Genomic DNA, 17,662 nt, shown 5'->3' with positions numbered 1-17,662 from the left:
AAAAGGATATTTGACGATGGCAGGACAATCAGACACGCTTCAACAACAGGATACCCTGAATCGTTATTTACTGTATTTCCCACGAAGTAAAACCGTTTCACCGGATGTTCATTCGTTTTGCGGGGAAGAAAAATTCAGTAAGCCCTACCGTTATACCATTCGCTTCACCAGTCCAAATCCGAACGTTGCAGTCAAAGACGTTCTGAACCAGATGGCTGAATTTATTCTGCGCGCGCCTGACCCGAAAGCGAAATCGACCTGGCACAATCAAGAATCCTGGTTGCCGGTGCGCCAGATTAATGGCGTGATCACGTCATTTTCCCGTCTGAAGTCGTCCGCTGATGAAGCCCTGTATGAGTGCGTGCTGGAGCATGAACTGGCGCTGCTGGATCGGAACTACCGTTCGGCCGTGTACATGGACATGACAGTGCCTGAGCTCGTCACGAAGCTGATGAAGGAGAGCGGGCATTTTCAGGGTTACAACATCGATTTTGACCAACTGAGCCACAACTACCCCAGCCGCGAAATGATTATCCAGTGGAAGGAAACCGATCTCCAGTTTATCCGCCGCCTGCTGGCCGAAGTCGGGATCTGGTTCCGCTTTGAAAATCACGACAAAGTACAAGGTGAAACGGTAGTGATTTTCGGTGACAGTGGTCGCCGCTATGTTTTCAGTAATAAGCAGCTGCCATACGTCCGCCATTCTGGAATGACCAGTCATGAAGAGTACGTAACCGAACTCGAAGAGCAGTACCAGCTCATCCCCGAAAATGTACGGGTCCGTACCTATAACTACCGCGATCCGTTTTCCCCACAGGCGGATAAAACCATTACCGGAAACGACATTCCTGACGGGATAACCAGCGGAAAACAGTACCACTACGCCGATCACTTTCTGGCTGCAGGTGACTTTTACGGCCAGGAGGCAGAAACAGCCTCGTTCTACGCGCGCCTGCGTTATGAACGCCTGCTGAACAAACAGAGCGTACTGGGGGTGACAACCAGCGATCCGGAACTGCTGCCGGGCGTGATGTTTCATCCGACAGGGGATATTCCTGCCGGGTTTAAGCCCGGATTTCTTGTGACCACCATGACGCTATCCGGCAGTCGCGCAGAGCACTACCGCGCCATCCTGAAGGGTATCCCTTATCTGAACGGCTACAGCTACCGTCCGGACTCTCTTCCGCGTCCGGTGATAGCCGGTACGGTGCCCGGCCATGTGGCGGCTATTAATCGCGATCCCACATATGCCGGAGTCGATGCGCAGGGCCGCTACCGCGTGAAGTTTGATTTTGATCTCGATGAAAAACGTGACGGCTTTGAAAGTGCGCTGATGCGTCTGGGCAGGCCGTACGGCGGGGATGTGTTTGGTTTTCACTTCCCGCTGCTGGACGGCACAGAAGTGGCTGTTGCCTTTGAAGGCGGCGATCCGGACAGGCCGTATATCGCGCACGTCATGCATGACGGCAGCCATCCGGATTTGGTCACAAACCGCAACGACACCCGCAACGTGATCCGTACGGCTGCGTCGAACAAGATTCGTCTTGAGGACCGGCGCGGGCAGGAACACATCAAAATTTCCACGGAGCACGGTAAGGGGCAGGTCAGCGTCGGCCACCTTGTGGACGCCGAAGGGAAAAAGCGCGGGGAAGGCGTGGAGGCCCGTACCGATGACTGGATGGCGCTGCGTGCCGCTATAGGGGTATTACTCACGACAGAGGCCCAGCCGCGCGCGGCAGGCAAACAGCTGGATATGACGGCCGCCATTGCACAACTGGAAAAAGCGCTGTCACTGGCGATGACGCTGCAACAATCAGCGGCGACGGCCGGGGCCGGGAATGTGGAAACCGATCGGCAAAACCAGCTGAGCCAGATGCTGAACAACCTCACTGATGCGGGCCTGCTGACCTATGCCGAAAAAGGGCAGGCGCATGTCACGCCAGACAGCCTGCAGCTGTCAGCCGGGAAAGACCTGATTGCCACGGCAGGCAGTGATGCCAGCGTGAACGTGGTAAAAAAATTCTCTCTGGCCGTGGGGGAAAAACTCTCGCTGTTCGCCCGCAAGCTCGGCATTCAAATGATTGCCGGTGCCGGTGACATCACGACGCAGGCCCAGCGCGGCGAAATGCACCTGCTTTCGCAGAAGGATTTCACGATGGCGAGTACCGCCGGGAAGATGAACGGCAGCGCTAAAGAGGGGATGCAGTTTGTCTGCGGTGGCGGCGGGATCCGTATCAGCCCTAATGGCCTGGTCACACTCTTCTCACCGACGGGAATCGAACTGAAAGCGCCAAACCTGAAATACGACGGCCCGGAAAGTGCGCAGGTCACGGTCCCGCCGTTCAATAAGGGGGCATTTAAACTCCGCTACCAGCTGCACGCCGGAGACGATCCGGAGCAAATTCTCGCGAACAAAAAATTCCGGCTGACCAGCTCGGCCGGGAAAGTGGTGGAAGGCGTGACGGACAGCAACGGCCATTCATCGTTGCTTGATGCCGATGACCTGGACACCTACAAAATGGAGTTAATGGAATGACGGAAGCCAAACAAAGCCCGTACGCGCCACGGGTGATTTCTGAAGGGGATATCCCGGTACACAAAAGTCTGGGTGAGGTTGCCCAGACGCGCCGCGTAGGTGTACCGCGCCCGATGCCGGGGATTGTGATTCTGATTCACGGAGTGAACGACGTGGGCGAAGCGTACCAGAATCAGGAGAAGGGCATTCTTGCGGGTCTGAGTAAACGTCTTAATCGTCAGGACTTTTACGCGCATGAATGGGGAGAGTACCGCATTACCCATCCTGGCCGTTCGCCTGTTATCCCATTCTACTGGGGGTATAAGCCTGTTACGCATGAAGACTACCGGGCAGACCAGAAGCGGTACCGGGATGAAGTCGGAAAACTTTCTTCCGGTGCTCATCTGCCTTATGACGCCTATCAGGAAGATAACGAGACGAACAAGGCCGCGCTGGGTAATGACGGCAAGGGTTCGTTTAAGTACCAGAATGACAACCTCAAGAATGGTCTTGATTCAAATTTTGCAAAAGGTGGCGGGACGTTCGCCAATGCGACTACCAACATTCCCGATATGCTGGGGCCAGGAGCGGGAGGTTTTTTCGTGGCAGCGGCGGGATTTGCATCACTGCATATGAACGACGGGGATTACACTCACCCCATTTATGAAAACCCGCACCGAATCTATCAGTTTTTTGCTGCCCAGCGTCTGGCAGATTTAATTATTCAGATTCGTCGGCAACAAGAGACGCGTGATGATGTGATTAATATTGTCGCCCACAGCCAGGGCACGATTATTACCATGCTGGCAAATATGTTAGTCAAGCAGGCAGGTTATGAGTCAGTTAACTGCGTCATTCTGAATCATTCCCCTTATTCACTGGAGTCGCGCGTGGCTGAAAATATTCAGCCCGGATACCAACAGACGGATGCCGCCAGGCAGAAGACATTCAAAAAGTTTTGTAACCTGATGCATACGCAGTGGAAAGGGGGAGGAAAATTATCTGAAGACGAATTACTAGCCCTGGAATCCTCCTGCACGCTGCGTAAACCCTCTGATAATCCGTTGCGAGCTGATGAGCGCTATGGACGTAACAATAACGGTAAAGTGTATAACTACTTCTGTCCAAATGATGGCGTTGTATCGCTGGAAAACGTTCAGGGATTTGGCTGGCGTGGGATCCCTCAGAAAATTGCAGATGGCATTCCTAACCTGTTCCAGCGAGTTTTTTATCAGCACGGCGAAGTAGGGAAAGCACCTGACACTAAACCCTTTGAGTTGCCACAACGAAAAGAAGGTGATGCAAAATATTCGTTTCTCCCGAATGTCAGCTATCGCGCCCATGACGTAGTGGTAAACGGTGAACAATTGCCGGAGCCCTTTATTTTCAAACTACAGGGTCAGGATAACCATCCGGATAATGACTCTAAAAAGAGTGACAAGCCGTATACGTATTATATCGACCCGAACAGCCCGGATGCTTACATCTCCTATTCGGCTAAAGCCAGTGCCATCAAACGCACGGATTCTGCGATGTACATGCTTAACAGTTATCAGCGTATTAGCTGGAAGCCTGGGCATGTTTTAACACCAGATGAGCTGAAGGTGGAAAGCCATGACCGGGAGCATACCGTTATTCACGGTGAAGTTACTGGTTCTAAAGATTATCCTGTGTTGTCCGTTACCTGGATGAAAACCCGTGAAGAACTTGAAAAAGAATGGAAAAAAGCTGACCCGGTAAGCTACAGCCAGCATTCGTCAATTGTCATGAGCGAGTTCGCGCCATCGCACGCGATGGCGTTCGACCTTGCAATTGGTCAGTGTAAGTCGTTTGACTACAAAGCCGGTAAATTCTGGGAAAGCCTGTTACACCGCGCTGACTGGCGTGATCCGCAGAATGGCTTCCCTGCCGCAAAAAAATATTACCAATCAGGTCAGTTACCAATAGCACCAACAAAAGATTTTATGAATAAACCGGAGGATGTGCTGCCGAAGGGCGATTTTGGTGTGGAAAATGATTATGCCGGTATTCGGCCTCGTTCGCGTAACCTGATGGATATTGAGACGGGAACTGTCAGGCCTGGAGATTTCAAGGAAATAAAGCTGCTGCAATGGGAAATGCCTAAACCTAAAAGCGACAGCCAGTTGGCTAAAGGATAAGACATGAAAGGACTATGTGTAGGAGTTATTACTATTTTCGTTTTATTTGCGGCAGCTTGTAAGGCTTCAGAACTGCCTACCCAAGTAGTTTATCGTTTTGATGATCACCGCTATCTGGAATTGAAAGGCTGGGACTGCGAAGGAGAGCTCTGGTACACCGATACGCAAAGGGCTATCCATTCTCAAGTTTATTTACAGTTTTATAGGGTCTTCACCCGTAAATTTATTCACCCTTCAGGAAAATATATGTCTATCCCTATTTGGGGGGCTGATGGCTTTAGGGTATCGAAGGATTATGGTCGAACATGGAAACTTGCACAATTTGCACCAGGGGAAAATGAACCTAACGGCGATGATTACGCGCCTTATGAGGACGTTCTTTCTTTCACCGTCGTCAACGATCAGGGATTTTTACAGACCAAACACAGGTTGTATATGTCGTCGAAGCCGTTCGATGACCCTCGTTTATTACCGGGGGGGGGCGGGGATTCAATATAAACTTGGCGATGGAACAAAAGGAGATATTAAGCCCGGTTCTGGGGGGTGGGCTTGGGGAATGGTTTATATGACTAAGCAAGGGCTTAAAGGAACAGTTCAGGAACTTCAGTCCAACTGGCAGGATCAGCCTGACAAGGTGCCTGAAGTAAAAGGCTACACCGGTTGGGACCATATGCGTTGTGACATGGACGTGGGGAAATAACTCATGAAAGGATTATGTGTAGGGATTATTACTACCGCTGTTTTATTTGCGGCGGCTTGTAAGGCTTCAGAACCGCCAACACAGGTGGTTTACCGATTTGATGATCATCGGTATCTGGAGTTGAAGGGTTGGGACTGTGAAGGGGAACTCTGGTATACGGATACAAAACGGGGCATTCATACCGAGCCTGTGAGTCAATTTTATCGGATATTTACCCGAAAATTTATTCATCCCTCTGAGCGTTATATTGCAATTCCCACTTGGGATTCTCCCGGCTCTATGATTTCGAAAGATTATGGGCAAACCTGGTTTCCTTCAGCATTCTCTCCTGGAGAAAATGAGCCTAACGGTGATTCTTCACCTCCATACGATGATGTTCTTTCCTTCACCGTCATCAACGATCAGGGATTTTTAGAGACCAAACACCGGCTGTATATGTCGTCAAAACCGTTTGATGATCCGCGAATTTTGCCGGGCGGGCCGGGGATTCAATATCGTTTAGACAATGGTGAAATGGATGAAATTACGCCAGATGCCCCAAGATGGTCCTGGGGGATGGTTTATTTTACGAAGGAAGGTTTACAGGGAAAGGTTATGCGCCGTGAGGCCAATTATCAGGACCTGCCCGACAAAGTGCCGGAAGTGAAAGGCTACACCGGTTGGGACCATATGCGTTGTGACATGGACGTGGGGAAATAACTCATGAAAGAATTATGTGTAGGGATTATTACTACTGCTGTTTTATTTGCGGCGGCTTGTAAGGCTTCAGAACCGCCAACACAGGTGGTTTACCGTTTTGATGATCATCGTTATCTGGAACTGAAAGGCTGGGACTGCGAAGGGGAACTCTGGTATACGGATACAAAACGGGGCATTCATACCAAGCCTGTGAGTCAATTTTATCAAATTTTTTCTAAAACATATATTCACCCATCAGAAAAATATATTGCCGTGCCGACAAAAAACGTATCGGAATTTATCATTTCAAAAGACTATGGGAAAAACTGGCAAATAGCTGTGTTTGCGCCAGAAAGTTTAGAAATCAGATTGAGGGCGTGGTCTAATCAGTCTGTTCATCCTGATCAGCAAAACGCTATTTCATTTACAGTTATTAATAATCAAGGCTATTTGGTCATTAAGCCGTATGATGGAGGAAACAAAAATCAACGTAACTTCATTTATATGTCATCTAAGCCATTCGATGATTCCGGCTTTAAAAGAAAAGATTATATCGATATTGGTTTAGATACAAATTATAAGCCTTTACAAATGCCTAAATCATTCAGCGATTGGTCATGGGGAACGCTCTATATAACGAATGGTGAGTTAGACCAAACAGGCTTAAAAGAAATGAAAAAATATCAGGGTCTGCCCGATAAAGTTCCGGATGTAAAAGGCTATACCGGCTGGGATCACATGCGCTGCGATATGGACGCAGGAAGGAAGAGAAACTGATGAACGGCGTAATTCGACTGAATGACCCGCTGGTGAGCGGTGGAAAAGTGATAAAAGCGTCCGGCGCGGACTTTATGGGAAAACCTGTGGCCCTGAAAAACGATCTGGTTATGTGCCCTGAGCATAAAGGCACGTTCCCTATCAACGAATGCCACCCGACCTGGACGATGAACGGCCGCGGCGTGGTCGTGGATGGCTGTAAAGCGGCATGCGGTTGTGCCATCCGCACCACGCTCCCCACTGCGGGGGCTGTTTGATGAACTGGTGGTTATTCTCAAAACAGAATGAATTTGACGAGAAATATCCCTATTGGTGGATATGTCTCTTATATGTGGTCGTCTTGGTTATCTGCCTGGCCGTCCGGGCTGTCACCTGGCCGGGTAATAAACATGTCGATCTCGATTTTTTTGCCCAGTCCGTGGTTATTCCAGTTGTTTTTCTGACGGGGTTCGTTCAGGTGTGTTCTATCGGGTATCACGTCATGAGGCATTACATGGAAACGAGGCTGCTGATTGCCGCCCGGCAGGAATACAAGCTTGTCAGCTTCGCCAGGGGGAACATTACCCTTGCAGGCTGGTCGGTACTCACTCCACCAAAGGCAACAAAGGAACTGGCATTGAGAATGCTGAAACTTGAGGGCGAGTTTCCGCTGGCCGCTAAAATGCCGTTGAAAATCGAGCTGGAAGAATCTTTCGATTTCACGAGGGCCGGGCAGGCAATATCCCGCGTTCTGGAGCCCATGGCTGGGAAACTTTCTCGGTACCAGCAGATTGAAGTGCTGGTGTGGGTTCGAGGCGGGGATGAATCCTGTAGCGATGAACTCCGGCGCGTGCTTAAACGTTCTGCGATCGCGACAAAGAAAATCACTTTTTTACCTGAATGCCCGGACTATACGCAAGTCACGGAATGGATAAAGCTGGCGAAAAGCTACGTCGTAGAACGGCTGCTTATCTGTGTCGATCTGTATTCTGACGAAGAAGCGTCTAAACAGATGGAAAATGTTACGGCACTTCTCTTCACGAACGACTACGTCAAAACAGAAGGAGAAAAACCGGTTTATTTTTATCAGCCGATGACGGGTGTCACAGACGTAGAAAGCAAAGTGCCCGTGTACCTGAGGACAGAAACCGTTAGCAAGCCTAAGCAACTCTGGTATACCGGGTTATCCCGCACAGAGAAGTATCCGCTGCTGGAAGTGCTGGATCAGTACAAAGTGGTGCCTGACAGGCTGGAGCTTGAAGCATCGCTCGGTGAGGGCTCTGCCGGTTATCAGTGGCTGATGCTGACGCTGGCCGCTGATGCGGTTATTTACGGGCAGGGCGATCAGCTTGTGGCCGTGTCCGAACAGAACCATTTTGCCATGGCCGCGTTATCCTCCCGGTTAACCTGCCAACCAGATTATCCCGAAGAAAAAAGATATACGTTGCCGTGGGAAGTTGGCGGGATCGGCGGTCTGATGTTCTTTTTTGGATTGATGTTAAGCATTGCCAGCGCTGGTGACGACGGCAAAATGTTATCCGGCTGGTTTATAACTATAATGGCTGTTCTGGTAATAGGTTTATTCATTGGGATGGGGGCATTGTTTACCTGGTATTATGGTGACAAAGCTTATGAGCACATGGGGATGTGATGATGAATGAACCAATGATTTTAACGACAGCATAATGGATGGTTATGATCAGGATATAAGGGATTTTTAAAAGGGGAATCGATCCCTATGAAAGCGGGTAGTTTCCCCTTAAACCCTTTTTTATCCCACTTCCGGCAGCATCCCGGCTGCAATCAATACCTGCACCAGAATAATCACCACCCCACAGCCAAACACAACGCACAGCAGCGGTTTTCCTCCCGCCACGCGATATCCCTGCTGAGGATGCTGCTGGCGGCTCTTCCACGCCAGCAGGGAAGGGAGCAGCAGGGCCAGGATAGAGAGCGCCACCCCTGCGTAGCCCAGCGCCATCACAAACCCGCGTGGGTAAAACAGCGCAAAAGCGAGCGGCGGCAGGAAGGTGATGGCACCCGTCTGCAACCGTCCGGCCGCGGTATTGCGACGCTGGAACAGGTCGGCCAGATAATCAAACAGGCCGAGCGCCACGCCCAGGAACGAGGTTGCCAGCGCCAGGTCGGCAAACAGGTGTACCGCCAGCTCCACGTGCGGGGAGGTGACGACTTCGCGCAGCGCCAGCAGAAAACCGTTCAGGCCAGCATGTTGCGCCATCAGCCCAATAAAGGTTGAAGAGTCAATGCTGCCCAGCGTCACCAGCTGCCAGAAGATATAGGCGATCAGCGGGATCGCGCTGCCGATAACAAAGACGCGGCGCAGCTTGCGGATATCACCGTTCATATAGCTGACGATGCTCGGCACGCTGCCGTGGAAGCCAAACGAGGTGAAAATGACCGGGATCGCGGAGAGCGCTAGCCCTTTTTCCAGCGGCAGCGTCAGCAGGTTGACCTTGTGCACGTGCGGCGCCAGCAGCACCAGCATGACGATCAGGAAGAGAATTTTGGCGCTGAACAGAAAGCGGTTAAACAGATCGACCAGCGATGTCCCCACGCAGACCACGCCGCCGCCGATGAGCGCAAAGAAGATAGCCCCCGTCGCCGGAGTAATGTCAGAGCCAAACCAGTCGTTGACGCTGGAGGCGATGAGTTCCCCGGCGCCGCTGATATAGGCGGCGGTCAGGGCGTACATCAGGAACATCATGCTAAAGCCGGTTATCCACTGGCCGTAGCGTCCCAGATAGCGCGCCGCAAGCGAACCCAGACCGGTGTCGGCGGGCACGTGCTGGTAAACCTCAAGCAGCAGCAGGGCGGTGTAGCACATCAGCGCCCAGAGCGTACCCAGCAGCAGCAGGGTCATGCCAAATCCCACGCCCGCGGCTGCCAGGGGCATTGCCAGCATTCCTGCGCCAATCGTCGTTCCGGCGACGATAAAAATACTTCCCAGGGTTCTGTTTCTCACGCTTTCCTCTACAAAGATGCTTAACCGCGACAAAATCTGCGGCGCAGAGTAAGGGAAAAGCCGTAATTCGTCAAATCACCGTTACAAGTAGTGTAATGAATTATTTACGAAGTACTGGAGCTCTGACCCTTTTTAGGCGCAGGCCTACTTCATAAGGGCAATGTTGCCAGGCGACATTCCGGCGTAACGTAAACAATAAATATAAATTATCAAATTAAGTGAGGGTTTTATGGCTGAGGAGAATCCCTTCACCGCGGCATGGAGCCGGGGAGGCAACCTGTTGTGCCATGGCCACTGGATAATTAGCTGGCAGAACCAGCCCCTGATACTTCCCGAGTCCCGCCGCGAAAAGGATATGGGCACCTGGGCAATCTACTCGGTTATCGATCCTGAAGACGAAACCTTTGCGCAAGGCTTACAGGAAGATGAGTGGATCGTTGAGAATGTCGACTGGTTAACGGATATGTTCTTCGAGGTGGGGATTCCGCTGGAGACGTCCAGCTACCGCTATTTTTACAAGGCGGTGAATCCCCATGACTGGCGCTGCACCAGCTGCGCCGGGTGTATGTAAATTAACGCGGTGCCGGAAACCGGCACCGCGCTGAAATTAATTCTGCGTATCGAGAGTGGAAAGTTCTTTATCAATAAAGTAAAGACCTTCGCCGGATTTCCCCACCAGAGATAATTTATCCAGTACGGATTTAAACAGCTTCTCTTCTTCGTGTTGCTCAGCGACGTACCACTGCAGGAAATTAAAGGTTGGGTAATCCTGGCTGGTCATTGCGGCATGAACCAGTTCGTTAATTTTCTGCGTGATCAGCTGCTCGTGCTCGTAGGTGGCGCGGAACAGTTCATCGAGAGAATTATACTCAGCGAAAGGTGATGTCACGGTTTCAATGCGCGGCAGGCTGCCCGTATCCGTAAGATAATCAAACAGACGCTGCATGTGGGTCATCTCTTCCTGAGCGTGACGACGCAGAAACGCGGCCGCACCTTCGAAGCTGTGGTAGCTGCACCAGGCGCTCATCTGCTGGTAGAGCAGGGATGAAAAAAGCTCAAGGTTCATTTGTGCGTTGAGCTTGTCGATCATTTCAGTTTTCAGCATGGTGACGCTCCGGATTATTATTTCTGGTTCACAATGAGCGACACTATAATTTGTTATTTAATTATTTGCAAAACGTAAAATTTTTATTTTATTTATTTAAAATACGAATGGGAATAAAACGCATTGGCGATTTTTATAATTTATTAATGAGAATTGTTTTTGTTCGTAATGAAATATACTGCCAGCAAACGCTGGCAGGGTTGATTAATACCAGGGGTTATTTGACTTAGGGTTAACGGCGTAACCCATACATTTATACTGGATAGTCACGCTCTCGTTCAGGCACAAAGAGCCGCTCGTCAGGGTGCAGGTTTTGATGGGCTGACCATAGGCTGAGGCGGTGGCATACCCCATGCTCTGACACGCTTTTGCCGCCGTGCCGTTATTCACATACTCATCGGAATACGCATTTTGCAGCGCTGCCTGGCCGTAATCGAGGCGGACGATGCCGTTCGGCGCGTCGAGGCTGCTGACTTCAGCCTGGCGGTTGATACTACACCCCGCGAGCAGCAGGATTGTGCCGGCTACAATGACTCTTTTCATGGTTCGCTCTGAGTGGATGGAAATATCTTATCGTACCCGCAGATGCCCGCTGCAATGCCTGGAATAGCCGGACAATCTGCCCTCACTCTTCGCAACGGGTCAGAGGGGAGTGCTATCAGGACAACCTCTTATAAAAATGTGATGAGAATCACAAAATGATTGATTTTTGTGATAATGGTCATATTATAAGCACGTTGACAATAAAGTTGTATAACAAGTTAATGGAGCATCATCGTGAAACTGCGCAAAATCCTGAAAAGCATGTGGGCCAATTACTGCCGCACGTTCAAAGACGTGCCGCCAGGCGCCATGTTCTGATAAAAAAACCTGCTTCGGCGGGTTTTTTTGTACCTGCAGGCGACGAAGGGAAGATGTCAGGGGGGGTGTTTTGCTACTATGGCGGCCTTTAAATAAGGAGAAAACCCATGTCACAAAACCTGAGCGCCGATCAGGAACTGGTCTCTGACGTTGTCGCCTGTCAGCTGGTTATCAAACAAATCCTTGATGTTCTGGACGTGATTGCGCCGGTTGAAGTGCGCGAGAAGATGTCTACGCAGCTGAAAAACATCGATTTTGCCAGCCATCCTGCTGCCGCTGACCCGGTTACGCTTCGTGCGATCCAGAAAGCTATCGCGCTGATTGAGCTGCGATTCACGCCGCAGGGTGAATCCCACTAAAACAGGGGTAGGGGCGACGGCACGTGTCGCCCTTTGAAGCGGTTAAAAGAACGTCTGGACCAGCAGGTAGCTCGCCGCGCACGCGCAGCTTACCCCAATCAGCCCTGGCAGAATAAAGCTGTGGTTGATGATAAATTTGCCGATGCGGGTGGTGCCTGAGCGGTCAAAGCCGATGCAGGCCAAATCACTGGGATAGGTCGGGAGGACAAAATAGCCGTAGGACGCCGGGAAAAAGGCGATCAGCATTTTCGGGTCGATGCCGAGCATGAGGCCCATAGGCGCAACGGCCGTCAGCGCAGCCGCCTGGCTGTTCACCAGTTTTGACACCAGAAACAGCACAATGGCATACGTCCACGGGTGGCTCTTCACCACGCCTTCCAGCGCAAGCTTTAACTCGTCGAGATGCGCCTGAAAAAAGGTATCGCTCATCCACGCCACGCCGAACACCGAGAAGATCGCGACCATACCGGCCTTAAACACCGCGCCGTTGGAAATGGCCGACGCATTAACCTTACAGGCCATCAGCATCACGGCGCCCGCAATTAACATCATCATCTGAATGACAAGGTTCATCGACAGCGCCGTCATTTTGCCTTTCACCTCAAAGGAGGGGCGCAGGTCAGGGAATGCCCCCAGCAAAACGACCACGGCAATACCGGCAAAGAAAATCCACGTGGACCAGTAGGCCTGTTTAGGGAAACGCTGATTCATTAACGTCTCCGTTCCGCCGTAGATAAACTCGCGCTGCTTAGGATCTTTCAGCTTTTCCTGAAACTCTATGTCGTCAGCCAAATCTTTCCCACGGCGTAAACTCCACAGGGCCGCAATGGCTACGCCGAAGAGCGAAGCGGGAACCGACACGGCGAGAATTTCCAGGATCCCCCACGCGTGGCCGATCCCATGCTGGGCCGCCAGGATAGACACCAGCGACACAACGGCAACGGAAACGGGGGAAGCCGTAATCGCCATCTGTGATGCCACCGACGCCACGGCCATGGGGCGCTCGGGGCGGATCCCTTTTTTCAGGGCGATATCCGCAATGATGGGGAACATGGTGTAGACCACATGCCCGGTGCCGCACAGAAAGGTCAGCATCCAGGTGGTGAAAGGGGCGAGCAGGGTGATGTGCTGCGGGTGTTTGCGCAGCATACGTTCGGCAAACTGCATCATGACGTTGAGGCCGCCCGCAGTCTGCAGCGTAGCCGCACAGCCAATCACCGCAAGGATGGTCAGCATAACGTCAACCGGCGGTTTACCCGGTTGCAGACCAAAGACAAAACATAAAATAAAAAGACCAATACCGCTGATTAACCCAAGCCCCATACCGCCGAAACGCGTACCCGTCAGCAGGCAGAGGAGAATGACAACAAACTCAATGGTGATCATGATGCTCCCTCGTCAATGATTATGTAACTAAATAAATCATCACACGTTGTGTGGTTAATCATTGGGAGCCAGATCTGATTTGTTAAATTTCAGCAAAAGCAGAAGGTTGGAGATGGGAAAAGGAATCCTGCCTGAGGTGGGAGGAGGGATCCCCACAAAACAATGCCTGCACGGACGACTCCCTCTCCCTTGAGGGTGTACGGTCCGGGGACATGGTAGACAGGTGTTCGGGGACATGGTGAACACTTTTTAACACCCTTTACCCATGGTGATCGACTTTTTCTTCAGGTCGATCACCCCCACTTTCGTGCTGTACCACCACACTTCATAGCAGCCATTTTCCTCCGTCTCCTTCAGCCCGACCCGCTCTCCCCTGAACGCCTTGCCTGCGCTCAGACTCACCCCTTTCACGCTCAGCTTGCCGCTGATATCCACTTTCCTGACCATCACCCCGTCATCATATTCCGGTGGCGTCATGATGCCTCTGTACTGCCGCGCTGACGGCTGATACCGCGAGGCCGGTACCGCCATATCCAGCGCCTCGTGCGGGCGTTCAAGGTTGTAGACCGTCCGCCAGTGGTCAAAGGCGCGCTGCAGCTCACCGCTGTCCGCGAACCATTTTCCCTGCAGCACTTCGGCCTTCAGGCTGCGGTGAAAACGCTCCAGCTTGCCCTGCGTCTGCGGATGATAAGGCCGGGAATGGCCCACCCGGATACCCTGGCGCATCAGCCACAGCTCCAGCGCTGTCCAGGTACCGGTGGTGTCGCCCCACGGTGAGCCGTTGTCCATCGTCATCCGGTCCGGCAGGCCGTAGCGTTCAAACACGCTGACCAGTTGCTGCTGCACGGTCTCGCGCCGTTCATCGGTACAGTGTGTGAGGCACAGGGAAAAACGGGAGTGGTCGTCCAGCAGGGTGAGCGGATGGCTGCGGCCACCGTCAAAGGAAAAGTGGCCCTTAAAATCCATCTGCCAGAGGCGGTTCGGCGCGTCGTGTTCGAAGCGGCCCGTGCCGGGAATGCCCGGTGAAGCGCCCGGCAGAAGACCATGGCGGGCCATCAGGTTATGGACGGTGCTGAAGGCGGGCATGCGGTGCCCCTGGTCTTCGAGCCAGCGCTTAATCTTGCGTGCTCCCCAGCGTTCATGGCGGTCATGGGCCATGCGCAGCAGGGCTGTAATGTCGTCTGACGAGCGGTTCGGGGAATGACGGGGTATGCGGGGGCGGTCCTGAAGGCCGGACGGGCCTTCCTGAGCCCAGCGCTGAAGCCACTTGTAGCCGGTGGCAGGTGAAATGCCGTAGTGACGGCAGAGGTAACGGATGTTCGCCCCGTCCTGCGAGGCGAACAAAACAAACTCGGTACGTAATGACATGGTATCTCTCGCCTCCCAGGGCATAAGCGACTCCATAAACGGGTTCTTATGCCTTAGTTGTAAGTGTCTACCATGTCCCCGAACAAGTGTTCACTATGTCCCCGGATCGTACAAGGGAGAGGGCTGGGATGAGGGGGAACATACGGCTGTGGTGGCCATTCCGTTCACTTCATGTTCCTTGCTACTTTGTAACGACATGACCGGTGAACGTGCCAGGGCGGCTCAATCGCCGCCGCCCTGGCGACCCGGGCTCCCGGCGGTAAATCGCCGCTTCGCGGTACCCTCAGCTTATTCCTTCAGGCTATCGGGTCGGGCATGAGCCTGCATCCCTGCAGGCCACGCCCTCTAGGCGCATCCCTGCGCCTCGCCCCGGCCTTACGGAAACGCTTCGGCGATTTACAGCCGGACCAGGACATCGCTGTAAGTTATTCACTTGCCTGATACAAAATTCATCGCTTCAGGTTAATAAATTCCTGGGAAACCCTCAGCCCGGTTGGAGCAAATCAAAAACTCAGTGGTGCTGCACCGCCACAATGTCGAGCAGATGACGGTCGGTTTGCTCAGGACATAAACCCGCCTGCTGCGCATTATGGATCTCATCCGCCAGCGTCTTCAGCAGCATGCCATCCTGCTGCTGCTCTTTGTCCATATCGCGTAAGAATTTGAGCGTCGTAATATCCTGCTGCGCTTTGGCTTCATCGGCAAGTTTGCTGAGCGTGCTGCAGCGTTGCTCGTACTCTTCAAGCGTTTTCTGAAACAGTTCTTCCAGGCAGGAGTAGTTTTCGTTGATCCCATCAAGGGCTTTAACGACAGGATTTGCCCCTGCGGCTTTCAGGAAGTTAAAGACACGCATCATGTGGGTGACGTTACTTTGCGCCTGAGAGCGAAAGAATGTGGCAGACCCCGTAAGGCTATTCTCGGCACACCACGCGCTTAAGTGAAGGTGCAGATTCGAGGCGTAGAACTCAAGGTTCATCTGCGCGTTAAGTTTTTGCATCATCGTTTGGGTAGCCATACTCATATCCTTATTGACTGTGGGACGTGATGTCCGTTGCGTAACCTGAGCGCCAGGCAAATACGAAGAGAAGAGCAGAAATAGACATTCTGCCGTGACCGAAGTCGACCGAAATTCACTTCCTGTGTTCGATATAAATAAGCATACCCTTGTATTGGGTCTAAGAAAACTCTTAATCAGACTATATTTACCATACATTACAAAGTTTAATATAGTACAGAAATACAATTAGCTCGCCATGAATTGAATGTGATTTAATGGACTAATAATTAACGATTTTTATCGTGAGGACACACTGTTACTCTTTCGAAAATATTAAGTTGGAATATTACTCCGGGAAAAGGAAAAATACGGATTAATCATTTCGAATATATGATGTGTCAATAAAATTGCGCTAAATCAAATTCTGCGGAATAACGTTTTTTCAGGTGCGTTGTACATTCGTGATGAAAAACATGTTGAACCCCTTAACGCCAGGTGCCGTTTTGCCCGCTGAGAGGCATCAGGGATATCTTGGCTAATCTTATGGATAATTCTGCTTAACCCCTTTCTATTTGTCTGACAAATGCTGCCTTTTTTATGTCATTTTTCGCTGAATTTATGTACGCAATTACTGTAATTCTGCGGTGTGATGGGGCTCTCTTATGGATGATTAATTTCCCGCTAAAACTATCACCAGCAATAACGCTTATGACGAGGTAAGCGCTAATGCCTTGTTTTAAGTCCGATTAAATAAGAAGCACGCACTTATTCCCTACAGAAAAGATTGCTAAAGCTGGAGTTTACCATGCACAAATTTACTAAAGCGCTGGCGGCCATCGGTCTGGCTGCCGTTATGTCACAATCCGCTATCGCTGAGAATTTAAAACTCGGTTTTTTGGTAAAACAGCCCGAAGAGCCCTGGTTCCAGACTGAGTGGAAATTCGCAGATAAAGCCGGGAAAGATTTAGGTTTTGAAGTCATTAAAATCGCCGTGCCTGACGGCGAAAAAACCCTGAACGCCATCGACAGCCTGGCGGCCAGCGGTGCAAAAGGTTTCGTTATCTGTACTCCGGATCCAAAGCTGGGGTCGGCAATCGCGGCGAAAGCGCGCGGTTACGATATGAAGGTCATCGCGGTTGACGATCAGTTCGTTAATGCCAAAGGCAAGCCGATGGACACCGTCCCGCTGGTCATGATGGCGGCGACCAAAATCGGCGAACGCCAGGGCCAGGAACTCTATAAAGAGATGCAAAAGCGCGGCTGGGATGTCAAAGAGACCGCGGTGATGGCTATCACGGCTGACGAGCTGGACACCGCCCGTCGTCGTACTACCGGTTCAATGGATGCGCTGAAAGCGGCTGGCTTCCCGGAAAAACAGATCTATAAAGTCCCAACCAAATCCAACGATATCCCGGGCGCTTTCGACGCCGCGAACTCTATGCTTGTCCAGCATCCGGAGGTCAAACACTGGCTGGTGGTCGGCATGAACGACAACACCGTGCTGGGCGGGGTGCGCGCGACGGAAGGCCAGGGCTTCAAAGCGCCTGACGTGATCGGGATTGGCATCAACGGCGTTGACGCCGTCAGCGAGCTGTCCAAAGCGCAGGCTACCGGCTTCTACGGTTCTCTTCTGCCGAGCCCGGACGTTCACGGCTACAAATCCAGTGAGATGCTCTACAACTGGGTAACCAAAGGGGCCGAACCGCCGAAATTTACTGAAGTGACCGACGTGGTGCTGATTACCCGCGACAACTTCAAAGAGGAGCTGGCGAAAAAAGGGCTGGGCGGTAAGTAA

General features: G+C 51.7%; 16 protein-coding genes and 1 pseudogene. 11 read left to right on the top strand and 6 right to left on the bottom strand.

The genetic code is table 11. The annotated features are described in order from the left end of the window. The first annotated feature begins 16 nt into the window (after positions 1-16). The 7 genes and pseudogenes from EnteroDNA1_RS05870 (at position 17) to EnteroDNA1_RS05840 (ending at position 8,459) form a co-directional block, all read left to right on the top strand. On the top strand, positions 17-2,536 hold the full coding sequence (locus tag EnteroDNA1_RS05870) for a type VI secretion system Vgr family protein (RefSeq protein WP_069303022.1): 2,520 nt from the start codon (positions 17-19) through the stop codon (positions 2,534-2,536). Then, positions 2,533-4,674, top strand: coding sequence for a T6SS effector phospholipase Tle3 domain-containing protein (locus EnteroDNA1_RS05865; protein WP_069303021.1), 2,142 nt, complete (start codon positions 2,533-2,535; stop codon positions 4,672-4,674). Before EnteroDNA1_RS05870 ends, EnteroDNA1_RS05865 begins: the two co-directional genes overlap by 4 nt. A 3-nt stretch (positions 4,675-4,677) precedes the next feature. Continuing rightward, positions 4,678-5,374 (top strand): annotated as a pseudogene (locus tag EnteroDNA1_RS05860) (T6SS immunity protein Tli3 family protein). A gap of 3 nt (positions 5,375-5,377) precedes the next feature. Beyond that, positions 5,378-6,073 carry a T6SS immunity protein Tli3 family protein gene (locus EnteroDNA1_RS05855; RefSeq protein WP_069303020.1) on the top strand — a complete coding sequence of 232 codons (696 nt, stop codon included), beginning with the start codon at positions 5,378-5,380 and terminating at the stop codon, positions 6,071-6,073. A gap of 3 nt (positions 6,074-6,076) precedes the next feature. After that, entirely contained in the window at positions 6,077-6,829 is a 753-nt protein-coding gene (locus tag EnteroDNA1_RS05850) for a T6SS immunity protein Tli3 family protein (RefSeq protein WP_069303019.1), read from the top strand. Next, the gene (locus EnteroDNA1_RS05845) at positions 6,829-7,086 is read left to right on the top strand and encodes a PAAR domain-containing protein (RefSeq protein WP_023333978.1); all 258 of its coding nucleotides are present in this window, start codon (positions 6,829-6,831) and stop codon (positions 7,084-7,086) included. Before EnteroDNA1_RS05850 ends, EnteroDNA1_RS05845 begins: the two co-directional genes overlap by 1 nt. Beyond that, positions 7,086-8,459: a hypothetical protein gene (locus tag EnteroDNA1_RS05840; RefSeq protein WP_069303018.1), complete on the top strand. Its 1,374-nt coding sequence runs from the start codon at positions 7,086-7,088 to the stop codon at positions 8,457-8,459. The genes EnteroDNA1_RS05845 and EnteroDNA1_RS05840 overlap by 1 nt, the downstream gene beginning before the upstream one ends. A gap of 120 nt (positions 8,460-8,579) precedes the next feature. Here the strand turns inward: EnteroDNA1_RS05840 and tyrP are convergent, their stop codons facing one another. Next, positions 8,580-9,791 carry a tyrosine transporter TyrP gene (gene tyrP, locus EnteroDNA1_RS05835; RefSeq protein WP_048979950.1) on the bottom strand — a complete coding sequence of 404 codons (1,212 nt, stop codon included), beginning with the start codon at positions 9,789-9,791 and terminating at the stop codon, positions 8,580-8,582. Positions 9,792-10,020: 229 nt separating this feature from the next. Here tyrP and EnteroDNA1_RS05830 point away from each other — a divergent pair, with 229 nt between their 5' ends. Then, positions 10,021-10,362 carry a hypothetical protein gene (locus EnteroDNA1_RS05830; protein WP_064672738.1) on the top strand — a complete coding sequence of 114 codons (342 nt, stop codon included), beginning with the start codon at positions 10,021-10,023 and terminating at the stop codon, positions 10,360-10,362. A gap of 36 nt (positions 10,363-10,398) precedes the next feature. Here the strand turns inward: EnteroDNA1_RS05830 and ftnA are convergent, their stop codons facing one another. Next, positions 10,399-10,896 (bottom strand): non-heme ferritin, encoded by a 498-nt coding sequence (gene ftnA / locus EnteroDNA1_RS05825; protein WP_023336146.1) that lies wholly within the window; start codon positions 10,894-10,896, stop codon positions 10,399-10,401. Between the two features lie 204 nt (positions 10,897-11,100). Further along, entirely contained in the window at positions 11,101-11,439 is a 339-nt protein-coding gene (gene yecR / locus EnteroDNA1_RS05820; protein ID WP_023336145.1) for a YecR family lipoprotein, read from the bottom strand. A 234-nt stretch (positions 11,440-11,673) separates the two neighbouring features. On the opposite strand from yecR, the gene azuC reads away from it, so the two are divergent. Both azuC and EnteroDNA1_RS05815 read left to right on the top strand, forming a co-directional pair. Next, positions 11,674-11,757 carry a stress response protein AzuC gene (gene azuC / locus EnteroDNA1_RS22300; protein ID WP_014884364.1) on the top strand — a complete coding sequence of 28 codons (84 nt, stop codon included), beginning with the start codon at positions 11,674-11,676 and terminating at the stop codon, positions 11,755-11,757. 107 nt (positions 11,758-11,864) lie between these two features. Further along, positions 11,865-12,116 carry a DUF2766 family protein gene (locus EnteroDNA1_RS05815; protein WP_008500405.1) on the top strand — a complete coding sequence of 84 codons (252 nt, stop codon included), beginning with the start codon at positions 11,865-11,867 and terminating at the stop codon, positions 12,114-12,116. Between the two features lie 42 nt (positions 12,117-12,158). Here the strand turns inward: EnteroDNA1_RS05815 and EnteroDNA1_RS05810 are convergent, their stop codons facing one another. The 3 genes from EnteroDNA1_RS05810 to EnteroDNA1_RS05800 form a co-directional block, all read right to left on the bottom strand. Beyond that, positions 12,159-13,502, bottom strand: coding sequence for an anaerobic C4-dicarboxylate transporter (locus EnteroDNA1_RS05810; RefSeq protein ID WP_069303017.1), 1,344 nt, complete (start codon positions 13,500-13,502; stop codon positions 12,159-12,161). Positions 13,503-13,751: 249 nt separating this feature from the next. Further along, the gene (locus EnteroDNA1_RS05805) at positions 13,752-14,894 is read right to left on the bottom strand and encodes an IS481 family transposase (RefSeq protein ID WP_069303016.1); all 1,143 of its coding nucleotides are present in this window, start codon (positions 14,892-14,894) and stop codon (positions 13,752-13,754) included. A gap of 487 nt (positions 14,895-15,381) precedes the next feature. After that, positions 15,382-15,885 carry a non-heme ferritin-like protein gene (locus EnteroDNA1_RS05800; RefSeq protein ID WP_023312270.1) on the bottom strand — a complete coding sequence of 168 codons (504 nt, stop codon included), beginning with the start codon at positions 15,883-15,885 and terminating at the stop codon, positions 15,382-15,384. Positions 15,886-16,672: 787 nt separating this feature from the next. Here EnteroDNA1_RS05800 and araF point away from each other — a divergent pair. Beyond that, entirely contained in the window at positions 16,673-17,662 is a 990-nt protein-coding gene (gene araF, locus EnteroDNA1_RS05795; RefSeq protein WP_003859687.1) for an arabinose ABC transporter substrate-binding protein AraF, read from the top strand.

It is taken from the genome of Enterobacter sp. HK169 (genome assembly GCF_001719105.1).
GTDB classification, from domain to species: Bacteria; Pseudomonadota; Gammaproteobacteria; order Enterobacterales; family Enterobacteriaceae; genus Enterobacter; species Enterobacter asburiae_B.
The sequence above is the reverse complement of the archived record's forward strand: the minus strand, read 5'-3'. Positions and strand labels throughout refer to the sequence as shown.